This is a genomic window from Affinundibacterium seohonense (genome assembly GCF_014284305.1).
GTDB classification, from domain to species: domain Bacteria; phylum Pseudomonadota; class Gammaproteobacteria; order Burkholderiales; family Burkholderiaceae_D; genus Undibacterium; species Undibacterium seohonense.
Genome location: NZ_JACOFW010000026.1, coordinates 1 through 15,125, shown reverse-complemented (window position 1 = coordinate 15,125; position 15,125 = coordinate 1). Strand labels below are relative to the sequence as shown.

General features: G+C 45.8%; 12 protein-coding genes. 6 read left to right on the top strand and 6 right to left on the bottom strand.

Going from position 1 to position 15,125, the window contains the following annotated elements:
• Positions 1–4: 4 nt before the first annotated feature.
• Together lptG and lptF are read right to left on the bottom strand one after the other, a co-directional pair.
• Complete coding sequence (gene lptG, locus H8K52_RS17505; RefSeq protein WP_186924203.1) at positions 5–1,135, bottom strand: LPS export ABC transporter permease LptG; 1,131 nt, start codon at positions 1,133–1,135, stop codon at positions 5–7.
• Complete coding sequence (gene lptF, locus H8K52_RS17500) at positions 1,135–2,295, bottom strand: LPS export ABC transporter permease LptF (RefSeq protein ID WP_186924202.1); 1,161 nt, start codon at positions 2,293–2,295, stop codon at positions 1,135–1,137. Before lptF ends, lptG begins: the two co-directional genes overlap by 1 nt.
• 116 nt (positions 2,296–2,411) lie before the next feature.
• Between lptF and H8K52_RS17495 the strand changes: the two genes are divergently transcribed.
• The 4 genes from H8K52_RS17495 (at position 2,412) to H8K52_RS17480 (ending at position 7,093) form a co-directional block, all read left to right on the top strand.
• Entirely contained in the window at positions 2,412–3,923 is a 1,512-nt protein-coding gene (locus H8K52_RS17495; protein WP_186924201.1) for a leucyl aminopeptidase, read from the top strand.
• A gap of 93 nt (positions 3,924–4,016) precedes the next feature.
• Positions 4,017–4,781: an exodeoxyribonuclease III gene (xth, locus tag H8K52_RS17490; RefSeq protein WP_186924200.1), complete on the top strand. Its 765-nt coding sequence runs from the start codon at positions 4,017–4,019 to the stop codon at positions 4,779–4,781.
• A 213-nt stretch (positions 4,782–4,994) separates the two neighbouring features.
• Positions 4,995–5,738, top strand: coding sequence for a ribonuclease HI family protein (locus H8K52_RS17485; RefSeq protein WP_186924199.1), 744 nt, complete (start codon positions 4,995–4,997; stop codon positions 5,736–5,738).
• Positions 5,739–6,268: 530 nt separating this feature from the next.
• Positions 6,269–7,093 carry a DUF2189 domain-containing protein gene (locus H8K52_RS17480; protein WP_222613823.1) on the top strand — a complete coding sequence of 275 codons (825 nt, stop codon included), beginning with the start codon at positions 6,269–6,271 and terminating at the stop codon, positions 7,091–7,093.
• 72 nt (positions 7,094–7,165) lie between these two features.
• Here the strand turns inward: H8K52_RS17480 and H8K52_RS17475 are convergent, their stop codons facing one another.
• The gene (locus tag H8K52_RS17475; protein WP_186924198.1) at positions 7,166–10,495 is read right to left on the bottom strand and encodes a S41 family peptidase; all 3,330 of its coding nucleotides are present in this window, start codon (positions 10,493–10,495) and stop codon (positions 7,166–7,168) included.
• A 327-nt stretch (positions 10,496–10,822) separates the two neighbouring features.
• Between H8K52_RS17475 and H8K52_RS17470 the strand changes: the two genes are divergently transcribed.
• On the top strand, positions 10,823–11,617 hold the full coding sequence (locus H8K52_RS17470) for a substrate-binding periplasmic protein (RefSeq protein WP_186924197.1): 795 nt from the start codon (positions 10,823–10,825) through the stop codon (positions 11,615–11,617).
• Between the two features lie 17 nt (positions 11,618–11,634).
• Here the strand turns inward: H8K52_RS17470 and rsgA are convergent, their stop codons facing one another.
• Genes rsgA through H8K52_RS17455 form a run of 3 tightly spaced genes read right to left on the bottom strand, consistent with a single transcriptional unit; the run spans position 11,635 to position 14,231 of the window.
• Complete coding sequence (gene rsgA / locus H8K52_RS17465; RefSeq protein WP_186924196.1) at positions 11,635–12,573, bottom strand: ribosome small subunit-dependent GTPase A; 939 nt, start codon at positions 12,571–12,573, stop codon at positions 11,635–11,637.
• Positions 12,574–12,582: 9 nt separating this feature from the next.
• Complete coding sequence (locus H8K52_RS17460) at positions 12,583–12,930, bottom strand: 4a-hydroxytetrahydrobiopterin dehydratase (protein ID WP_186924195.1); 348 nt, start codon at positions 12,928–12,930, stop codon at positions 12,583–12,585.
• A 29-nt stretch (positions 12,931–12,959) separates the two neighbouring features.
• Positions 12,960–14,231 (bottom strand): M48 family metallopeptidase, encoded by a 1,272-nt coding sequence (locus H8K52_RS17455; RefSeq protein ID WP_186924194.1) that lies wholly within the window; start codon positions 14,229–14,231, stop codon positions 12,960–12,962.
• Between the two features lie 81 nt (positions 14,232–14,312).
• Here H8K52_RS17455 and orn point away from each other — a divergent pair, with 81 nt between their 5' ends.
• On the top strand, positions 14,313–14,918 hold the full coding sequence (gene orn, locus H8K52_RS17450; RefSeq protein ID WP_186924193.1) for an oligoribonuclease: 606 nt from the start codon (positions 14,313–14,315) through the stop codon (positions 14,916–14,918).
• The last annotated feature ends 207 nt before the right edge of the window (positions 14,919–15,125 follow it).

Below are 15,125 nucleotides of genomic sequence, written 5' to 3'. Positions count from 1 at the left end.
GGCTCTAATGCCGTTCTACATATCGCAAACCTGCATAGGCAAGCAGAGAGAATATTAAACTTGGAAATAATGCTGTTATCAATGCGGGCCAAGTATTGATTTGACCAAGATAAGCAAACAAACTATTCACCAGATAAAACACCATACCTAGCATGATGCCGCTAAAGATACGCAGACTAATACCGCCATCGCGTGCATGCAAATAGGCAAATGGCAGTGCCAAGGCCATCATCACTAAAATAGAAACTGGATAAGTTATTTTCTTCCAGAACGCAATTTCATAACGATCAGTCGATTGCTTATTTTCTGCCAAATGTTTGGTGTAAGAAGCTAGTTCATAAGCGGACATACGATCAACTTCGGTAAATAAGACTGACAAAATGTCTGGTGTGATTTCAGAAATGAGATCTTTGCTTTCCAGCTTATGGGTATCAGATTCAATCATCGTCTGGGTTGCCAGATTTTGAGGAAAACTGGTTTCAACCACCTCGCGCAGTTGCCATACGTGTGAGCGTACGTAGACCGCTTGCTTGGCATTGATTTCACGTAGTAATTGGAAATTCGTATCGAACTCGTAAATCTTTACGCCGAGCAGTACACGCTCGGGAGATACTTCGCGCACATTAAGAAAGCGGGTACCAATGACACCGCCATTGGTATCGCTGCTGCGGATCAAATCCTTAGTCCACAAGCCGCTGCGAAAGCCTTGAGTCAATGGCGTCGATGCGGCTTGCATGCTCAGTTGCTTGGACAGTTTAGTTGCCATCGGCGCAATGACTTCACCGAGCAAATAGGTGAAAAGAATAAAAACGACCGCAATTTTTCCTAACATTTTGGCTGCCGTCCAAGAGGACATACTGGCCGCGCGCATGATTGTAAATTCGGAATTGCCGGCAAATTGCGCTAGCACATAAATGGAGCCTATCAATACCGCGATTGGTAAAAAATCATAGGCGTTTCCAGGAATATTTAATAGCACAGTAAAGATCGCGTGCTTTAATAGATAGCCATTTCTGTTGACCGAACCCAGTTCCTTCATCAAATCAAAAAAGGAAGTTAACACTAAGAGCGCCAATAAAACAAACAGGACGGCACGAATGATTTCGCTGCCAAAATAGCGTTGTAGTACCTTCATTAGTTACCTACCATGTGCTGATGATCGACGCACTGTTGGTTCTTTTTACGATATAGCTGGCATTTAATTTTTCCCCACACACTGCTTGGATGCCATGCACTATTGACCTTTAATCGCCACAAGAAAAATAGGCCAATTAAAACAGCAACCAACACATGCATAGGCCAAGAGGCTCGCCAAAAACTCATGCGACCTTGAACCACAGCTAGCTGTAGGACGTTCAAAATATTCAGATTAACAGCAACCAATATCAACGCCACGATCATATTGGCAGAACGTCCGACGCGTGGATTCACGTAACCCAAAGGAATTGCCAATAACATCAACAACAATCCCATAAATGGCAATGACACACGCCACAACAGTTCACCGTCACGTACTGAATTGGGTTCATCAATCAGGGTTTGTAAAGGTAAGGCTTTGGCAGATTTATTGCCCGCTTCAACGGCGCTCTGAGTCGATAGCAGTACTGCGTACTTTTCAAATTGCATCATTTGAAAGTCACCTTCGGTCGGCAAGCCATCGTAACGGCGTCCCTGACTCATAACTAAGAAACGATCACCATGGGCGTCAATTTCTACCTTACCTTCTTTAGCGACGATCACGCTGGAACGACCATCACTCATCATGCTGGTGAAAATATTTTGCACTTTGCTTAAGTCTCCTGAGACCTCTTCAACAAAGGAGACACGACCACCACCGCGCGACTCTTGAAATTTTCCCGGTGCCACTTTAGCGATGTCTTCTCGCTTCTCGTAGCGATTGCGAACCTCTTGCATTTGCTCATTGGCCCAAGGTGACACCACTAAACTCAAAAGCCCGACGACAAAAGTTAACGGCAACGCGACGCTAAGAATCGGCGCAATCCAGCGTGTCAGGCTCAAGCCCGATGCGAACCAAACGACCATCTCAGAGTCTTGATAAGCGCGGGTGACAACCAGCAGCACAGAAATGAAGCCGGTCAGAATTAACAAAATCGGAAAATAGTCTAGTGAGTAAAAGCCAATCAATATCAAAACATCACCAGACGCAATCTTACCGCCCGCGGCGTCGCGCAAGATCCGGATTAGCATGAAGGTGACCGTGATGGTAAACAAGGTCGTAAACACAGCGCTGGCAGCACTAAATAATTCTCGCCTGAGCGCACGTTGAAAAATCATATTTAATATGTACTTATAAGTGGTTATGTCGATCTGGCGGGGGGAGTTATAATAGTCGTTTTACGCTTTAAGCGAAATTCAAAAGATCATCGCTGATCGACAATAAGGAGCAAGACGTGGACTTTAGCATAAAAACACTAGCAGCCAAAAGCACAGCAGCAGACAATGCCAGCACCATTAAGACAGCCTGTATCGTTGTCGGCGTGTTTGAAAACAAGAAATTAACAACAGCAGCGAGCGAATTAAATAAAAAAGCGGCAATTGATGCGGCACTCAAGTCTGGTGACATATCCGGTAAAGCCGGTTCGACTTTGATGTTACGCAATCTGACTGATGTTAGTGCTGAACGTGTTTTGTTGGTGGGTTTAGGTGAAGATCCAAACAAAGTGTCAGAAAAAGCCTACATTAGTGCAGTACAGAATGCCGCACGTAGCTTGAATAATCTCGGCGGCGCCGATGTTAGTCTGGTATTGCCAGCAGTTGATGGACGTGATCTGGCTTGGGCGATTCGTCAAACTGTGATCGCGTTCAAGGAAGCGATTTTCCGTACTGATGCACATAAGAGCAAAAAAGATACGGTTGCCGCGAATGTTAAAAAGGTAGCGATCTACGTTGCAGCGACGGAAGCTGCTGCAGCTAAAATCGCTTTGGCGCAAAGCATTGCTTTGGTGAATGGCATGGAGTTGGCAAAAGAATTAGGTAATATGCCAGCAAACTTCTGTACCCCAACGCACTTGGCCAACACTGCGAAAAAAATCGCTGCTGATTTTAAGATGGGTATCGAAGTCTTGGAACGTAAGCAAATTCAAGCCTTGAAGATGAATAGCTTTTTGTCCGTTTCTGCCGGGACAGATGAACCACCAAAATTCATTGTCTTAAAGCACATGGGAGGCAAAGCAAAAGACGCGCCAGTGGTGTTGGTCGGCAAAGGCATCACTTTTGACTCCGGCGGTATCTCATTGAAACCGGGCGCTGGCATGGACGAAATGAAATACGACATGGGCGGCGCAGGCTCTGTTCTCGGCACCATGCGTGCCATTGGTGAAATGAAGTTGAAACTGAACGTCGTCGCGGTCATCCCAACTTGCGAAAACATGCCTTCTGGTAGTGCAACTCGTCCTGGTGATATCGTGACTTCCATGTCCGGGCAAACGATTGAGGTCTTAAATACCGATGCAGAAGGTCGCTTGATTTTGTGTGATGCATTAACCTATGTTGAACGCTTCAAGCCTGCTGCAGTCATTGACGTCGCAACTTTGACTGGTGCCATCATCACATCCCTTGGCCATCACACAACTGGTTTGTTCACCCGTCACGATGACACGCATGACAAGTTAGCAGAAGAATTACTGACTGCTGGCAAACAAGCCAACGACGTCGCATGGCGTTTGCCGATTGGTGAACTCTATAACGAACAGTTGAAATCGAATTTCGCTGATATCGCCAATATTGGTGGTCCAGCTGCAGGTTCGATCACTGCAGCTTGTTTCCTCGAACGTTTCACCAAGAAATACACGTGGGCACATTTGGATATCGCCGGTGTGTCGTGGAAATCTGGCGCGGCAAAAGGCTCGACTGGTCGTCCAGTACCGATGTTGACCACGTTCCTGATGAACCGCGCAGGTTAAAACCTAGGTTTAAAATCATTGGACGCGCTCTATGCCTGCATTGAGCGCGTTTTTTATTGTTAGCACCTCTATCGCCATCGGCTGAGATCAAAAATGAAACTAGTTACTTGGAACGTTAACTCTTTAAAAGTTCGTCTGCCACAAGTGTTGCAATGGCTGGAAATGAATCCTGTCGACGTCTTATGCATACAAGAGACGAAGCTGACCGACGATAAATTTCCTCAAGCCGAAATCGAAGCCGCTGGCTATCACGTCGTCTTCACTGGCCAAAAAACCTATAACGGGGTCGCCATCGTCTCACGTCATCCTATCGAGGCTGTGCAGAAAAATAATCCTCTCTTTGAAGATGAGCAACAACGCATCATCGCAGCGACAATCACTGGCATGCGCATTATTTGCGCCTACGTGCCGAACGGCCAAGCACTCGATTCTGAAAAATATCCGTATAAACTGAGCTGGCTAGCAGCCTTGCGTGATTGGGTGAAAGCCGAAATGGAAGCGCATCCTCAACTAGCGCTACTTGGAGACTATAACATTGCGCCAGACGATAGGGATGTGCATGATCCTGCTGCTTGGGAAGGCATGAATTTAGTTTCCCCACCGGAGCGCGCAGCCTTTCAAGCGCTAATTGATCTTGGCTTAAGTGACAGCTTCCGTCAATTTGAGCAGCCAGAAAAAACCTTTAGTTGGTGGGATTACCGTCAGCTTGGTTTCCGTTTAAATAAAGGTGTACGGATTGATCATGTGCTGTTATCCAAGCCGCTGGCGGAACGCTGTATTTCTTGTGTTGTTGATCGGGTTCCACGCAAATGGGAGCAACCATCTGACCATGCACCTGTGATTGCGACTTTAAATTAACTCAAAATTGTGAAGTGAATTGTGTGACGGCGCTTGTCAGTGCGAACAGATGATTTCGCGAGGTTGATGAAGAGGATCGCTACAAATGTACAAGGAGAGAAGCTGGATTTGATATATGAAAAAAAGAATGTAATTTCATTATTTCTGTGAATTCAGATGTCTTGACTTCAATATCGGTTTGGTTTTTTGTGTGAGTAAAGTGTACGTCTATTAATGATGGTGGTTCGTCCTTTGGTAAATATGTTGTCCTATCCAGAATCGATTTTGCATTTAACTTTTCATCGTGAGCAGGTCGCCGCGCGGCGTTTGGTAAAACGAACCGGATTGTCTTTGACAACCGCTTTGGAGCAGATTTTATGCGAGCGGGCTGGTGACCAGGGTTTGGCGCATCTGTTAGATCAGCGGCGGGTACACTTTTCGGTGCAAGCTGAGCGTAAAGCGCAGCAACGAGAGGCTGGACAGCAAAGACATATGGCGAAATTGAATACTAAGGCGGTTCCTGTCGACAGTTGGTGTGGCTGGTTTGATGGCTCTGCTAAGCCAAACCCTGGCGACTGTGCTATTGGTGGGCTATTGCAGTCACCGGATGGTCAATGTTGGGAAATTGCGCGCACTGTCGGTTATGGAAATAGTAGTAGCGCTGAATATCTAGCTTTGATTGCAGTACTTGAACTGGCTTTGAAGTTAGATGTAAGGTCGGTGACGATCTTTGGCGATAGCAGGGTAGTCATTGATGATCTCAGGCCACAAACCGGGGCGTCTGCGCATGGATTGGAAACGTATAGGCGGATTGCTACAGATTTGATGCAACAAATTCCCAAGATGGATTTGCAATGGATTCCACGTGCCAGAAATGTACGTGCAGATGCCTTAGCTCAGCAGGCCTGCAAAAACTTTTTACCCAATAGTGTACTTGAAGCCGATATTGGCGCGCACCCTCAGTGCGATAGCGAATAAGATGCGTTTAAATTTTGATTTGATCAAACTGTAATACATTACTTTTCTGGTAGATATATTCATATCCCGATGTTGACATCGCACTTGGATATGGACATGGCGGTTAAGCCTAGCGTGAGCTGCTGACTAAGGCGGATCTACTTGAAACCTTCGCGCAGATAATCTTGTAAAAGTCATTGAGTTTGAGGCTATCGTTATCATTCAGGTCGATAGCGATAGCCAAAGTCGGCGCTAGCAGGAAAAATGCGAAGCTTGATAGTGAGTTTTCAGTATGTGCTCTCTAGTAGTAGAAAGCTTGAGCCGACACCGAACATAGAAGCGATACCTTGACGCAATCTTCCACCTCAGTCTTTTCTATTTTGTTGCATTCACATTTTTGCATCTGGCTTTTTTAGGCGGTGCGACTCTTCTTTTTTGCTATGACTTGCGGTTAAACCCAAATTTCGCTTAGCATTAGGACATGATGCTTGCTTGATCAAGCTCAAGAACAAAGAGCAGTCGAGCTCAAATAAATATAATCAGGAGATACTATGAGTGAACCAACTAGCGGGCGTGACGGGGATAGTGCTGCCCCTGACATCCGTATGGTAATTGATCAAAAGAGTGCTTTTCCACCGGTGGCGCGACTTGGCGCTTTTCGGGCTTTTCATTGGTTGTATTTAGGCTGGCAAGACTTTCGGGCCGAACCGATGGTTGGTTTGTTTTATGGCGTGTGTTTTGCGGTCATGGGCGGTATATTAAAACTGACTTTGGCGAATGCCCCACAATATTTATCGGCATTGACTTGTGGATTTCTCTTGGTCGGGCCGCTACTCGCTCTGGGATTGTATGACGTTAGTCGTCGTATCGAAAATTTGCGTTCAGGTATGCTCGGTAGCGCATTTTCTATGAGTGGACGCTGGAGCAATATTGGTACGTTTGCAGTCGTATTGGCCGTCATCATGATGGTATGGGCGCGTGCTTCTTTGGTGATTTTTGCGCTGTTTTACAACAAAGGGATGCCAACGATGGAAGGCTTCTTGGCTAAGTTGTTTTCTTTAGAAAATGTGGAGTTTTTAGTGGTGTATGCCTGCATTGGCTTTATCTTTGCTAGCTTGGTTTTTGCAATTAGTTGGGTGTCGATTCCTTTGATGTTGGATCGGGATACTGACGCTATTACTGCGATGATTATCAGTATTGTGGCTTTGTTTGTGAACGTGCCTTTGACGATGATTTGGGGCTTAACTATTGTTGGCTTTGTGGTGTTGGGTTTTATAACTTGGAATTTGGGGTTTATTATTGCGATGCCCATCATCGGACATGCAACTTGGCACGCCTATAAAGAGGTTGTTGGGCCAGCTGACCATAAGTTTTAAGTTTGTTCTTGAAAAATAAAAATGGCGCAGATTTTTGAAGTCCGCGCCATTTCTATTTCTGAAATACGACTGTTACTTTAATGCGGGAATTGCTTGTGGCTGCAAAGGCTTAATTGGTTGCTCTTTGAGTTTCTTTTGTAAGTAGTTCAAAGCGGCCTCTAATTGTTTGTCTTCCCCTTTAAATGTAGCGTTCGGCAAATTATCGACTTCGATATCAGGTACCACGCCTACACCTTCGACCAGCCAGCGACCATCTTTGACATCAAACTGGGCATTTTCGGCTGCTCGCACCATACCGTTATCACTCAAAGTATTGCGATCTGACAGCCAGACACCTGCGCCTGCTGTACGCTTACCGATGAGAGGTCCGAGATTTAAAGTTTTGACCCCCGCTGCAAAGGTTTCGCCATCGGAGTAAGTTAATTCATCAATCAAAACGACTAGATGACCACGGAAGGTTTGTTGCATATTCGCGTACGGTTGATTGCCAGCGGATGACCAAAATGCCCACGCTTTGCGCAAGAGTTTTTCGATAATCCAGCTGTCGATATTGCCGCCATTATTGCGACGAACGTCGATAATCAAACCATCACGATCATAGTTGGCGTAGAAATCGCGGGCGAAGCTGGAAACGTCAGCTGGCGTCATCGCACGCAAGTGTAAATAGCCAATTTTTCCATCCGACTGACGATTGACTTTAGTGGCTAGACTTTGTTCCCAATCACTGTAGCGGAGATTTGCTTGTTTTTGCATGTTCACAGGCGACACTAGTACCGTTTTTGTCGCTTGATTGGCACGCTTGTATTGCAGCAGAATTTGCTTGTCAGCTTGGTTTAAAAGGAGATCAGAAACATCACGCGCCTTGAGTACATCGTTACCATTGATCGCAGTGATGATGTCGCCGATTCGAATATCAATATCCGGGTTGTCCAATGGCGCTCTTTGCGAAGGTAAATCAGGTTCGCCACGATAAATGTGATCGATGCGATACCCCTCATTCGTTTTGCTTAACACTGCACCTAAGCCAGTGGCCTGACCGTCTGGTGACGCACGTCGTACATCGCCTGGACGCACTTGAGAATGCAGGGAGCTGACTTCGCTGACCATTAAGCCAAGTACATCATTGAGTTCCGCTCTATCGCTGACTCGATCCACCAATGGTGCATATTTTTCACGGACTTTGACCCAATCCACGCCGCGCATATTGGTGTCATACAAAAAATCTCTATGCATGCGCCATGCGTCCAAATACATCTGTTTCCATTCTTGACGAGGATTGGAACTGAAACTCCAGTCGTCCACTTTGACTTTGGCTTTACTTAGATCTCCCGGCGCTTTGGCGGCAGCATCGACCACATAAAAGTCGCCATTGCCCGCACCGATGTGTAAGAGGACACGTTTTTTGTCGAGTGATAAATCGAAATTACGAACACCGGCTGCGAAAATTTCAGCTTGTGGCGACGTTTTGCTAATCGCTAAAGTCTTGACATTGCTGCGGCTACGATCAGTTGCATCCCTCTCGAGGAAATACAGGCGTTTGTCATCGACGATCAAACGTCGATAGTTTCCGGCTGGGACAGGCACTTCATAGAGACGTTCTGCCAAGCCTTGATAGGTTATTGTAATAGGCGCTTTTTTTGTGGTGGCGACTTCGGTTTTCTTTACCTCTTTACTCGCCTCTGTCGTTTCTGGCTTGTCGCTTGTTTTTTCTGAAGGTTTTTCAGCGGCTTTTTCACTGACCTTGCTTAACTCATCATCGGGCTTGAAAGGAAAACGATTGCCAGCTTGGAGGGCCAACGCAAAAATTCCTGTTCGCTTATCGAAATTGGTACCCATATTGCGGTCACCCCAAGGGGCGCCTACACCTGGTTGAAAATTGCGATTTGAAAGGAAATACAGCCATTTTCCATCACTGGAAAAGCTAGGCGATTCGGATTCATAACGATCGGTGGTGACAAAATGCGTTTGCTTACTGTCTAAATCATATAAGCCGATTTGATTGCGACCTTGTGAGTTATTGCTACGAACTAATGCCAGAGTTTTACTGTCCGGTGACCACACGATTTCGTCATGGGTTCCATAGCCATTTTTGGCAGCGTCATCGATGACCAAATTAGCCTTAGTGTTAAGGTCTAGTAGGAAGAGGCGGCCACGCTTATCGGTGTGCGCCAGATATTTTCCATCGGGAGAAGGTGCCATGGTCAGTCTATGGGTTTCACCATCTTTGCTTAATTGTTCGCCTTTGCCATTGCCATTGGCGGGAAAACGCCAAATTTCATTTTCACCGGTGCTATCAACAAAAGCATAAACATAGCGTTCGTCGTGAGAGAACACGGCTTCGCGTGCACGCGCCCCATCGGGCAATTGAATATCGACGCGTCGTTGAGATGCTGTGCCCGCTATGGTCATTTGACCACGAGCTGTGAACACGAGTTTTTCTTCTTTTCCCGCGACCTGCACATTGCTTAAGAACTCGAGCGGATTCTTGATATAGCGTTGGCGCGATTGATCGAAATCGGATACCAAATCGACATTGAGCAATTGATCGTTTTGTGTCGTGAGATCAAATAGATGTAAATTGGCACCGAGCTGATAAGCGATTTTGCCATCACCAATTTGTGGGTTGCGTACTTCCCATTCACGATGCTTAGTCAGCGCACGGACATCTTCACCTGCGAGATTACTGGAGTATAGATTGTAGGCGCCATCTCTATCGCTCAGAAAAACCAAACGATTTTTCCATAGCATTGGGCGACGGTTGTTGGATTTGTCGTTGGCGAATAGCTTTACGGCTTCGGCTTTGCCACCTAGCTCGTATTTCCATAATTGTGCTAAAGCACCACCGCGGTAAAGTTTCGCGTTGTCATTGCGTGTATGTAGACCAAGGCGCGTGAAATAGAGAGTCTTACCGGCATCATCCAGTGTGGCTTCGTTCGCATCTGACACTGGAAAAACCTGACGTTGTAGGTTTTGTGGGTTAATCGCTGAAATAACCGTTTGTGACGTCGGCCCGAGTTGATGCTGACTGGTTACTAGCACTTCACCTTGAGCGCTCCAACCAAGCACCGTGACTGCGGTATTTTCAAAGCTAATCCGTTTTGGAACGCCGCCAGTGATGGGCATGACATAAGCTTCTTGTGTGCCTTCGTAGTTGGCGGAAAAGGCCAACCATTTACCATCCAATGAAATGGCCGAATGGGTTTCTGCACCAAGGTGAGTGGTAAGTCTTTGTGCGGCACCGCCATTGCTGGCAACTTTCCATAAATCGCCTTCTGCAGTAAATACCACAGAGTCGGCTCGAATCGAGGGAAAGCGCACATAAGCGTTGTCGTTGGGCGCGGCATAAGCCGAAGCAATCATGCCACCTAGTGAGAGTGTTAAAAATAATGAGGAAATTTTCATAGTTTTTTCTTATCGATGTAATAAATCCAAATTGCAGTCCTGTGAGTTTCTTATTGTCTAACCCGGTATTACAGTTGCCAACTAGCGCCATGGTTCGACGAATGTCGTTCGCCAACTTCAGTCTGATTTTATAATGTCTGTTGAGTGCAACAAAATCTGAAAACCGTTGTTTTTGCTATGTTCTCAGACCGGAAGGATGAAAATTAGTTCTAAGTTTTCGCACAATTTGTGAAGCTTGAAGGCTTATTTTAAGCAAAACTGTTCTTATTTTTTGTGATGGCAATAATTTATGTTTAAATATACTGGCTTTCTTCTACCATACTTTTTATGCACTATCACTTTTGGTTTATGCGCTTGGCGAGACTAGTCACCTTTATCTTGGGGCTATTTTTCTGCGCCGCGGTCAGTTTGGCTGCGACAGATGAGAGATATGATTCTCATATCACGCTTGTTGGTGAAGACGAATGGTATCCCTACGCAGCGTTGAAAGATGGTCGCCTCAAAGGCTATGCGGTCGACTTGATTGACGCCGCTTATGCCGCCGTGAATGTGAAAGTGCACTTCAAGTCGGCGCCGTACGCGCGCTGTTTGATGTTGGTTGAAACTGGTCAGGAGCTCGGTTGTTTTGACAGCTTAAAAGACCGAAAGTTAAGCAAAACATTTTTATTCCATGAGGAACCCATTTTCAAAGCAGAAATTGGCATCTACGCTTTAGCAAGTTCAACGGAAAATCAGCTGGATTTTTCTGCGCTCCATGGAAAACGAATTGGGGTCACTCATGGCTATACGTACACCGATGAAGTGGACAATGATTCGGGCATCAAGCGTGAAGTTGCACCCACCGATTTGTCAAATTTGCGTAAATTGCTGCGCCAACGCTCTGATTACTCTTTGGTTTATACCCGGGTCGTCGACTATTTGACCAATCAATATGCAAGTGAATTTAAAGGAAACATCAAGCAGGTGGGTAGTATTAGTTTGCAAGCACTGTATGTGAGTTTTTCAAAGCAACGGAAAGATTCGCTCAGATATGCAGCCTTACTAGATCAAGGCCTACGCAAAATTAAGAAAAATGGTACGTACCAACAGATCGAACAAAAATGGCGCAATCCAGCGCCATAGTTGAGTATTTTTTAATGTTAATACCCGATCGTCTGTGCAGCTTCATGCACTAATTGCTTAAACAAATCGTGACGCATGCCAGTGATTTCCCCACGCTTCACTGCCTCAAGCACGGTACACCCTGGTTCCGTGTGGTGATGACAGTTGTAAAACTTGCAGTGGCCTAGATGCGGTCGGAATTCTGGAAAAGCGCGTTCCAACATACCTTCGCTTAAATGATGCAAGCCAAATTCTTGGAAGCCAGGCGAGTCAATCACATAAGTCGCTTGTCCATCATAAGCATCCATCTGAAATAAGCGTGTGAAGGTCGTCGTATGTTTGCCGGTATCTAAGGCTGCGGAAATCTCGCGCGTGGCGATTTCTGCATCGGGAATTAGAAGATTGATCAGTGAGGATTTGCCCATGCCAGATTGACCGATCAGTATCGTGCTTTGACCTTGAATCAGCGTAAGCATTTTTTCCCGCGTCGCTTCAGGCTGCCCGGTCACAGAAACTTCATGCACAGGATAGCCCAAGGAAGCGTACAGGCCCACACGTTCTCTCGCTTTTGGAAGACTGGCGGTGACGTCGACTTTATTTAAAACGATATGCGCTTTGATTCCTGATGATTCAGAGGCGACGAGGGCGCGAGATATGAGGTCATCGGAAAAACTAGGTTCGGTCGCCACTACCACAATCAACTGCGTCAAATTGGCAGCCAGCATTTTCGATTTATACTGATCTGAGCGGTACAGTAGGGTGGTGCGCGGGACGATCGCTTCAATCACTCCTTGGTTGGCGGATGTCATTTGATATTCAACGACATCACCAACTGCGACGTCACTTTTCTTACCGCGTGTAACGCAATGCAGCTTTAGACCATTTGCTTGAATCAAATAGTGCCGACCATGGGCAGCAATCACGGTGCCCTGTTCGGTCGGCGCAGATTTTTTTTGTTTGGCGAATTGTTTAGACATGCAGAGGACTTAGCCGAAAGTCTGGGTAAAGATCACATCCAGCTTGGCTGCGCAAATAAAGTCATTTTCTGAAATGCCGCCTTTGCCACCATTGACTGTGTGGGTATCAAATTTCACCACGACGCGACTGTAAGTCACCACTAATTCTGGATGGTGATCTTCTTCATGAATTGTAAAAGCGATCGCATTTACAAAAGCCAAGGTCTCGTAGTAATTTTTGAAGTTGTAGGTCTTTACGATACGTGGACCATCTTGCGTCCAACCAGGGGTCGAAGCCAAGTAAGTCGGTAGTTCATTGTCTTGCAAACCAATTTCAGTGTGCGCAGATTTTTTTGCTAAAAGATCGGATGTTTTCATAAGATTTAGGATTCTTTAAAAGTTAAAATTCAGGCCAGTTTGCTTTGTTGATGTAGATGCGCGATCCGGATGGATGCTGGCGGATGTGAATCGTAAAAAGCAGAGTGGACAGGGTCAGGCGTCAACGTTGAAGCATTATCTTCATACAGTTTGACCAAGGCGGAAACTAAATCATTGGCGTTAGTGTGCTTGACTGCAAACGCATCGGCTTCAAACTCGTGTTTGCGCGAACTGATGGAGGTCAATGGCGACAAAATAAAAGTAAACACAGGCAGGGTCAGCATAAATAAAATTAATGCCATGGCATTATTCGACGAGGCAAACAGGATGGGATCGACTCCCAATCCCGTAAAAAACCAAACTTGTTGCTTCAAATAGCCGAGTAAGGCAAGGAAACCCAAGGAGACGGCGAACATGACGACCATACGCTTCACGATATGCTTGAGTTTGAAGTGCCCTAATTCGTGAGCTAGCACGGCTTCAACTTCCTGAGGCGCCAAGCGTTCGATCAAGGTGTCGAAAAAGACAATGCGTTTGGTATTACCAAAGCCAGAAAAATAGGCATTGCCATGAGCACTGCGCTTGGATCCATCCATCACAAATAAACCGCTAGAAGCAAAACCGACGCGGCTCATCAAGCCTTCAATGCGAGTACGCAGGCTCTCGTCGGCGAGTGGTGTGAACTTGTTAAACAATGGCGCAATCCAAGTTGGAAAAATGAGCATCATCAGTAGTTGAAAGCCGCTCCAGACCAACCAGGCATAGAACCACCATAGGTCGCCAGATTGATCCATTAAACTGAGTACGACCCACACTAAAGGTAGTCCAATCGCTGCGCCGAGCAAGCTACCTTTAATCATGTCGCTGAAAAAAAGCTTGAACGTCATTTTATTGAAACCAAATTTCTCTTCTAAGACAAATTGTCGGTACAGATCAAACGGCAAGTCTAATGCGCCACTGATCAGGGCGAAAGCGGCCAATAAACTTAATTGGTAGCCCATACCATCGCCCAAGTACTTGTATAAGCTAACTGACAGTAACTGTAGGCCACCAAATAAGGTGAAGGCAACGAGAACCAACACACTAACAAATAGAGACAATAAGCCAAATTTTGTCTTGGCGATGGTGTAGTCAGCTGCTTTTTGATGGGCGTCCAAACCAATTTTTTCAATAAATTCCGCTGGAACGGCCGCGCGGTGTCGACTGACATGGCGTAGTTGACGTGTTGATAGCCAACATTGCAAACTGACTGTCAGCGCGAGAAAAACAATGAATAAAACCGAAAACGTATAAGAATTCATGGGAAAATGCTGCTTTATCAGAAAAATGTTCAAAGGCCTGAATGTAAACAGGAAGGTCAAATTAGCGTCCTAGGAAGAATTATGTCACAAGAGAGCAATTCGCAAGTAACTGAAGCTGTAACCAATGCCACCGAAAAACCAAGCAAACCCAATGAAATGAACTTGATTTGGGTCGATATGGAGATGACTGGACTTGATCCAGACAATGACAAGATCATTGAAATCGCTGTCGTCGTGACCGATATGCAATTGAATGTATTGGCTGAGGGGCCGGTGTTTGCTATTCATCAATCGGATGAAGTGCTAAACAAAATGGACGCGTGGAACAAAGGAACGCATGGACGTTCGGGTCTGATCGACCGCGTGAAAGCATCGACAGTGACCGAAGCCGATGCAGAAAAAGCTTTAATTGCATTTTTGAAAAATTTTGTACCAGCGGGTAAATCACCAATGTGCGGCAACACAATCTGCCAAGACCGACGCTTTATGTTCCGTGGAATGCCGAAGTTGGAAGAGTTTTTCCATTATCGCAATCTGGATGTCTCGACTTTGAAAGAGTTGTGCCGTCGCTGGAAACCAGCGCTACTAAGTGGATTTAAGAAACACCAGAAACATACGGCCTTAGCTGACATTATTGAGTCGATTGAAGAGCTGAAATACTATCGAGAGCACTTTATCAAGGAGTAGGCTTGGCCTATCTGAGACTTTTCTTTGCGAACGCTGAGTCATGTCTAATCCAAGAAATAAAAAAGGCTGATCATCTCAGCCTCAGACTGCTGACAAACCCCAAAAGGCCTCGCCAAGTGCGAGGCCTTTTGGTTTAATAGCGGCATGCTAAAAACACCGACACCTTTCCAACACGAATTAGAAATGGTCACCTTGGAACAACTGGTT

Bases quoted from the DNA above. Each gene is read 5' to 3' on its own strand.
- lptG (WP_186924203.1), bottom strand. From the start codon at position 1,135: ATGAAGGTACTACAACGCTATTTTGGCAGCGAAATCATTCGTGCCGTC.
- lptF (WP_186924202.1), bottom strand. From the start codon at position 2,295: ATGATTTTTCAACGTGCGCTCAGGCGAGAATTATTTAGTGCTGCCAGC.
- xth (WP_186924200.1), top strand. From the start codon at position 4,017: ATGAAACTAGTTACTTGGAACGTTAACTCTTTAAAAGTTCGTCTGCCA.
- H8K52_RS17485 (WP_186924199.1), top strand. From the start codon at position 4,995: ATGATGGTGGTTCGTCCTTTGGTAAATATGTTGTCCTATCCAGAATCG.
- H8K52_RS17480 (WP_222613823.1), top strand. From the start codon at position 6,269: ATGAGTGAACCAACTAGCGGGCGTGACGGGGATAGTGCTGCCCCTGAC.
- H8K52_RS17475 (WP_186924198.1), bottom strand. From the start codon at position 10,495: ATGAAAATTTCCTCATTATTTTTAACACTCTCACTAGGTGGCATGATT.
- H8K52_RS17470 (WP_186924197.1), top strand. From the start codon at position 10,823: ATGCACTATCACTTTTGGTTTATGCGCTTGGCGAGACTAGTCACCTTT.
- rsgA (WP_186924196.1), bottom strand. From the start codon at position 12,573: ATGTCTAAACAATTCGCCAAACAAAAAAAATCTGCGCCGACCGAACAG.
- H8K52_RS17460 (WP_186924195.1), bottom strand. From the start codon at position 12,930: ATGAAAACATCCGATCTTTTAGCAAAAAAATCTGCGCACACTGAAATT.
- H8K52_RS17455 (WP_186924194.1), bottom strand. From the start codon at position 14,231: ATGAATTCTTATACGTTTTCGGTTTTATTCATTGTTTTTCTCGCGCTG.
- orn (WP_186924193.1), top strand. From the start codon at position 14,313: ATGTCACAAGAGAGCAATTCGCAAGTAACTGAAGCTGTAACCAATGCC.